Here is a 5238-nt window from a genome sequence, read left to right as displayed (position 1 = left end):
TGGAAATGACGTGCCGCCACGCACAGTGGCTAATAGTGATAAAAAATACAGCTAATTCACGCAGACCACTAACGCAGAAAGCACCAACCCGGCACCACCCCCGACCATATTCCAAACTAAATAGCTTAGTAAAACTAAAAAGCCAAAAACACCAGGCATTGGTGTCAACCAGCAAGAGTCGATGCTTCGTTCCGCAGATCCAGACCATCAAGCGCATCGCGCGCATTGAATGCCAGCGCGAACTGAGCAGCTTGCCGCCCCACCGTCGCCAACTGGTCCGCGACCTTCGGGTCCGAGCAGGAATCAATCGTTTCGAAGCGCGTTTCCAGCGAATTGACAGCCGCCCCATACGGCGTCGGCCAGCCTCGCAACGCATGCACGATCGAGCGCAAGGACGTGAGCACAGCGCCGCCACCCTGCCATCCATACGCTGTTACCACGCAGCCGACCGCACGGCCGTCAAGATAGGGACGTTCGTCGTCGCGCAGTTCCTCCAGCGTATCCAGCGCATTCTTGACCAGCCCCGAGACACCGCCGTGATACCCCGGCGTTGCAATGATCACCGCATCCGCTTCACGAACGGCTTCGATAAGCTCGAGCTGCGCTTCCGTACGCTCGCCGTGTTCAGGCGCGTAGTGAGGCAGCGAGTGCAGGAACGTGCCGCCGAACAGGCGCGTGCGTGCACCTTCGGCTTCAGCACCGCGCAGCGCGAGGCGAAGTGCGCGTTCAGTCGATGAAGCCGCGCGAGTCGTGCCACCGATGCCGACCACGAGAGGCCGGCGAAATTCAAAGCTTTTCAACGAAATACTCCCAGGATTGCAGTGGAGCCGCGCATGCGCACCGGTTCGTACGCAAAAGCGCCGCAGCGCATCGGATCACGCCGCCATCTTAGCTACCGATTCTGCGCGTTGGAACCGAGCTTTGCTTGAATCGATATGAGCTTTGCGTATTTCGGAGCCCGTCGACACCCCTCGCGCCCACGCCCCAGGTCGTTCATACGCAGAAGTAATTAGCCTCGCGTAATAGATTATTAAGGCGGCGGCGCGGGTTACGTTAAACTTTCGCCTCTTGAGAACCAGGGATGAACGGCGGCCGGCTGCCCGAGCGAACTTGCTCAACGGGAAGTTCGCCGCTTTTTTTGTTTACATGATCGAAATACGCAATCTGTCGCAACGTTTCGCCGGCCCACGAGGCTGGATCGAAGCGTTGCACAACGTCAACTTGACGATTCCGCCGGGCGAAGTGTTCGGTATCATCGGTCGCAGCGGCGCAGGTAAAAGCACGCTGGTCCGTACGATCAACCTGCTGACGCGGCCGAGCGAGGGCAGCGTGATCGTGGACGGCCGCGACCTCACCACGCTGCCCGCCGCGCAATTGCGTACCGCACGCCGCGACATCGGCATGATCTTCCAGCACTTCAACTTGCTGTCGTCGCGGACCGTGTTCGACAACATCGCGCTGCCGCTCGAACTCGTCGGCATGAAACGCGGCGAGATCGAGGCGACCGTGTTGCCGCTGCTGGAACTCGTCGGCCTCACCACGCAAAAGGATCGTTATCCTGCACAGATCAGCGGCGGCCAGAAGCAGCGCGTGGGCATCGCCCGGGCGCTTGCGAGCAAGCCGAAAGTGCTGCTCTCCGACGAAGCCACCTCCGCGCTGGATCCTGAAACCACGCGCTCCATTCTTGATCTGCTGCGTAAGATCAACAAGGAACTCGGCCTCACGATCGTGCTGATCACGCACCAGCTGGACGTGATCAAGCAGGTTTGCGATCGCGTTGCGGTGCTCGATGCCGGGCGTGTGGTAGAGGAAGGCAATGTGGTCGATGTATTCATGCAGCCGCATCACGAAGTTACGCGCGCGTTGATCGGCGACGTGATCGCGCACGAGTTGCCGCCCGCGTTGAAACTGCGCGTAGCCGAGCGCCTGAAAACCGGCAGCGGCCATTTGCTGCGGCTTGCGTTCACGGGTTCCGGCGTCGATCAACCCATTCTCTCCGAAACAATCCGCCGCTTCGAACTCGATTTCAACATCCTGCACGGGCAGATCGACGAGATCCAGGGCCAGGCGTTCGGCTCGCTGGCGGTGCTCGCGGGCGGTCGGCCGGCGAACGTGGCCGAGGCGATTGCGTACCTGCGTGAACAAGGTGTGGTGGTAGAGGAGATGTCCCATGTTGAGTGAAATGTTCGATATGTTCGTCCAGTCGTTCTGGGAAACGCTCGTCATGGTGGGCATTTCCGGACTGGTCGGCGCGGCTTTAGGGTTGCCGTTGGGCGTGCTGCTGTATCTCACCGACCGCGATGGCGTGTTGCGCAATCTCGCAGTGAACCGGGTCATGGGCGGCATCGTCAATGCGGTGCGTTCGACACCCTTTATCATTCTGCTGGTCGCGGTGATTCCGTTCACGCGGCTGGTGGTCGGGTCGTCCATCGGCACAATGGCCGCGGTGGTTCCGCTGACCATCGCAGCCGCGCCGTTCATTGCGCGGCTGGTGGAGACGGCGTTGCGCGAGGTCGATCGCGGCTTGATTGAAGCGGCGCAGGCAATGGGCGCCACGACGAGCCAGATCGTCTTCAAGGTGCTGCTGCCGGAGTCCTTGCCGGGTGTGGTCGCCGGTTTGACCATCACGTTTGTGTCGCTGGTCGGTTACTCGGCAATGGCCGGTGCAATCGGCGGCGGCGGTCTGGGCGACCTCGGTATTCGCTACGGGTACCAGCGTTTCCTGCCGGAAGTGATGCTGACGGTGGTCGTGATCTTGATCGTGTTCGTGCAACTGGTGCAGTCGCTCGGCGACTGGCTTGTGCGCCGTCTCAGCCACAAATAATTTTTTATACAAAGCTCAAGGGTTAGTCCATGCAACGTCGATTCATTCTCAAGCTCGCCGCCGTGTTCGGCGCAACGGCACTTCTCGCTAACGTCGCGCAAGCCGATGAAACCATCAAGGTCGGCGTGACTGGCGGTCCGCACGCGCAGGTCATGGAAGTCGTGAAGCAGGTGGCCGCGAGGAACGGCTTGAACATCAAGATTGTCGAGTTTGCCGACTACGTCCAGCCGAATGCGGCGCTGGCTTCGGGCGATCTCGACGCGAACAGCTACCAGCACACGCCGTATCTCGATGCACAGGTCAAGGATCGCGGCTACAAGCTGATCAAGATCGCCGATACGGTCACGTTCCCCATGGGTATCTATTCGAAGAAGTTCAAGTCGCTGACGGAATTGCCAGCGGGCGCGCGCATCGCCGTGCCGAACGATCCGACCAACGGCGGCCGTGCACTCTTGCTGCTGCAGAAGAACGGCTTGCTGAAATTGCGCGCGGATGCCGGCTTGAAAGCGACGCCGCTCGATATCGTCGATAACCCGAAGAAGCTGAAGATCGTCGAACTCGACGCCGCGCAAATCCCGCGTTCGCTCGCGGACGTGGACGCCGCCGCGATCAACACGAACTTCGCGATGGAAGCAGGGTTGAAGCCGAAGCAGGACGCGATCGCGATTGAAGATCCGAACGGCCCGTACTCGAACATTATTGCTATCCGCGCCGTCGACAAGGACAAGCCGTGGGTCGCGAAACTCGTGGCGGCGTATCACTCGCCGGAAGTGAAGCAGTTCATTGAAACGAAATACGCAGGCGCGGTGATCGCCGCCTGGTAAGGTTTGCTCACGCAAGAAACTGTAAGGAAAAGCGCGCTCTCTCCCCGACGGGTTAGAGCGCGTTGTTATTTGGATCGCGGATAATCCTTTCCGCTGAGGGTAAACGCCAACATTTTTCCGCCGTAGCAGAAAGCAGGCAGAAGGCTTTCACTTCTTATACTTGCCGGACATTAGAACAAGATGCCGGTTCGCCACGGATAGATGGAGACGTTTCACGATGCAGTTTTCCCCCCGCTTTTTCCCGCTCGTTTGCACGCTTGCCGCGCTGTTATGCGGCGCGACGCAGGCTCATGCGGAAAAGCTGACGCTGATGGCGGGAGGCACCTCGAAGATCGTCTATCTGCCGTTGATCCTTGCCTCGCAACTCGGTTATTTCAAGGACGAGGGACTCGAATTCGAGATCCTGTCCCAGCCGGCCGGCGTCGATACCGCGACGGAATTGCTTGCTGGCGCGATCCAGGGCGCGGTGGGATTCTATGATCACACGATTGATCTCCAGAGCCGCGGCAAGGATGTTCAAGCGCTGGTCGTATTCAGCAAGAGCGCGGGGCTGGTCGAGCTGGTCTCGAAGAAATCCGCGGCGGGTTTCAACACCATGGCCGACGCGAAAAGCAAGACGCTCGGCGTGACGGGATTAGGATCGTCGACGAACTTCCTGACCCATTATCTTGCCGCGCGCGCCGGGTTGTCGCCGAAGGAATACACCGTGTTGCCGGTCGGATCCGACGACACTTTTATTGCGGCAATGGATCAGGGCCGTATCGACGCCGGGATGGTCGAGGAGCCGAGCGCGAGCCGGCTGCTGGCAAGCGGCGGTGCGAAAGTGCTGGTGGACATGCGTAGCGCCGCAGGCACCGCGGCGGCGCTTGGCGGCCCGTATGTCGGCCCCTGTTTTTACGCTCAGCGGAGCTGGATCAACACGCATCGCGACGAAACGCAGAAGCTCGTGCGCGCGATGGTGCGCTCGCTTCAGTTTATTGCGACCCATAGCGCCGAAGAGATAACGGCCAAAGTGCCGCGTGATTTCTATGGGCCGGACAAGGCGCTCTACATTAGCGCTCTCAAGGCTTCCATGCCGATGTTCACGAAGGACGGGCGGATGCCGGACGGTACGCCCGCAGCGGTGCTGAGGGTGCTCACGCTGGCTAACTCGTCGATCGATCCCCGCCATATCGATCTGTCGAGAACCTACACGAACGAGTTTGTCGATCATGTGCAGACCAGTGCGAAATGACGAAACAACGATACGTCGGCCCCGAAATCCTGATTCGTCAGGATATCGAAGTTCCTGAACCGGGACAGGGCGAAGTGCAGCGCATGCCAAGCTGGAGGAGCGGCGCCAGTTGGGCAAGTCGGTATTAATGATCGGATAACTGCTGTCAATGCGTCCGGCGCAGTCGCGCTGGTCGTTGTTAATTGTTGTCGAATGCCGTGACCGTTATCGCCATTTCGCGCCGGCACGCGGCATCTTTTAGAAGGTGAAGTCCATGTCCTCACACGCAACGCCCGTCAACGAGTCGAAATTCAAGTCGGTATTTCGCGTCGTCAGCGGTAACTTCCTCGAAATGTACGACTTCATGGTCTATGGCT

General features: G+C 59.6%; 5 protein-coding genes. 4 read left to right on the top strand and 1 reads right to left on the bottom strand.

Annotation, left to right across the window (positions count from 1 at the left end; all coding sequences use genetic code 11):
- Nucleotides 1–164: 164 nt before the first annotated feature.
- The gene (locus tag M0D69_RS43325; RefSeq protein ID WP_301787925.1) at nucleotides 165–800 is read right to left on the bottom strand and encodes an NADPH-dependent FMN reductase; all 636 of its coding nucleotides are present in this window, start codon (nucleotides 798–800) and stop codon (nucleotides 165–167) included.
- A 346-nt stretch (nucleotides 801–1146) separates the two neighbouring features.
- On the opposite strand from M0D69_RS43325, the gene M0D69_RS43320 reads away from it, so the two are divergent.
- From M0D69_RS43320 to M0D69_RS43305, 4 genes are all read left to right on the top strand, one after another.
- On the top strand, nucleotides 1147–2181 hold the full coding sequence (locus tag M0D69_RS43320) for a methionine ABC transporter ATP-binding protein (RefSeq protein ID WP_301787926.1): 1035 nt from the start codon (nucleotides 1147–1149) through the stop codon (nucleotides 2179–2181).
- Nucleotides 2171–2824 carry a methionine ABC transporter permease gene (locus M0D69_RS43315; protein ID WP_122179469.1) on the top strand — a complete coding sequence of 218 codons (654 nt, stop codon included), beginning with the start codon at nucleotides 2171–2173 and terminating at the stop codon, nucleotides 2822–2824. The genes M0D69_RS43320 and M0D69_RS43315 overlap by 11 nt, the downstream gene beginning before the upstream one ends.
- 29 nt (nucleotides 2825–2853) lie before the next feature.
- Nucleotides 2854–3648 (top strand): MetQ/NlpA family ABC transporter substrate-binding protein, encoded by a 795-nt coding sequence (locus M0D69_RS43310; RefSeq protein ID WP_301787924.1) that lies wholly within the window; start codon nucleotides 2854–2856, stop codon nucleotides 3646–3648.
- Nucleotides 3649–3865: 217 nt separating this feature from the next.
- Nucleotides 3866–4882 (top strand): ABC transporter substrate-binding protein, encoded by a 1017-nt coding sequence (locus M0D69_RS43305; RefSeq protein ID WP_301787923.1) that lies wholly within the window; start codon nucleotides 3866–3868, stop codon nucleotides 4880–4882.
- The last annotated feature ends 356 nt before the right edge of the window (nucleotides 4883–5238 follow it).

It is taken from the genome of Caballeronia sp. SEWSISQ10-4 2, assembly GCF_030464885.1.
Lineage (GTDB): Bacteria > Pseudomonadota > Gammaproteobacteria > Burkholderiales > Burkholderiaceae > Caballeronia.
The sequence above is the reverse complement of the archived record's forward strand: the minus strand, read 5'-3'. Positions and strand labels throughout refer to the sequence as shown.

Excerpts from the sequence above, each read along its gene's own strand:
- M0D69_RS43305 (WP_301787923.1), top strand. The coding sequence starts at position 3,866 with ATGCAGTTTTCCCCCCGCTTTTTCCCGCTCGTTTGCACGCTTGCCGCG.
- M0D69_RS43320 (WP_301787926.1), top strand. The coding sequence starts at position 1,147 with ATGATCGAAATACGCAATCTGTCGCAACGTTTCGCCGGCCCACGAGGC.
- M0D69_RS43310 (WP_301787924.1), top strand. The coding sequence starts at position 2,854 with ATGCAACGTCGATTCATTCTCAAGCTCGCCGCCGTGTTCGGCGCAACG.
- M0D69_RS43315 (WP_122179469.1), top strand. The coding sequence starts at position 2,171 with ATGTTGAGTGAAATGTTCGATATGTTCGTCCAGTCGTTCTGGGAAACG.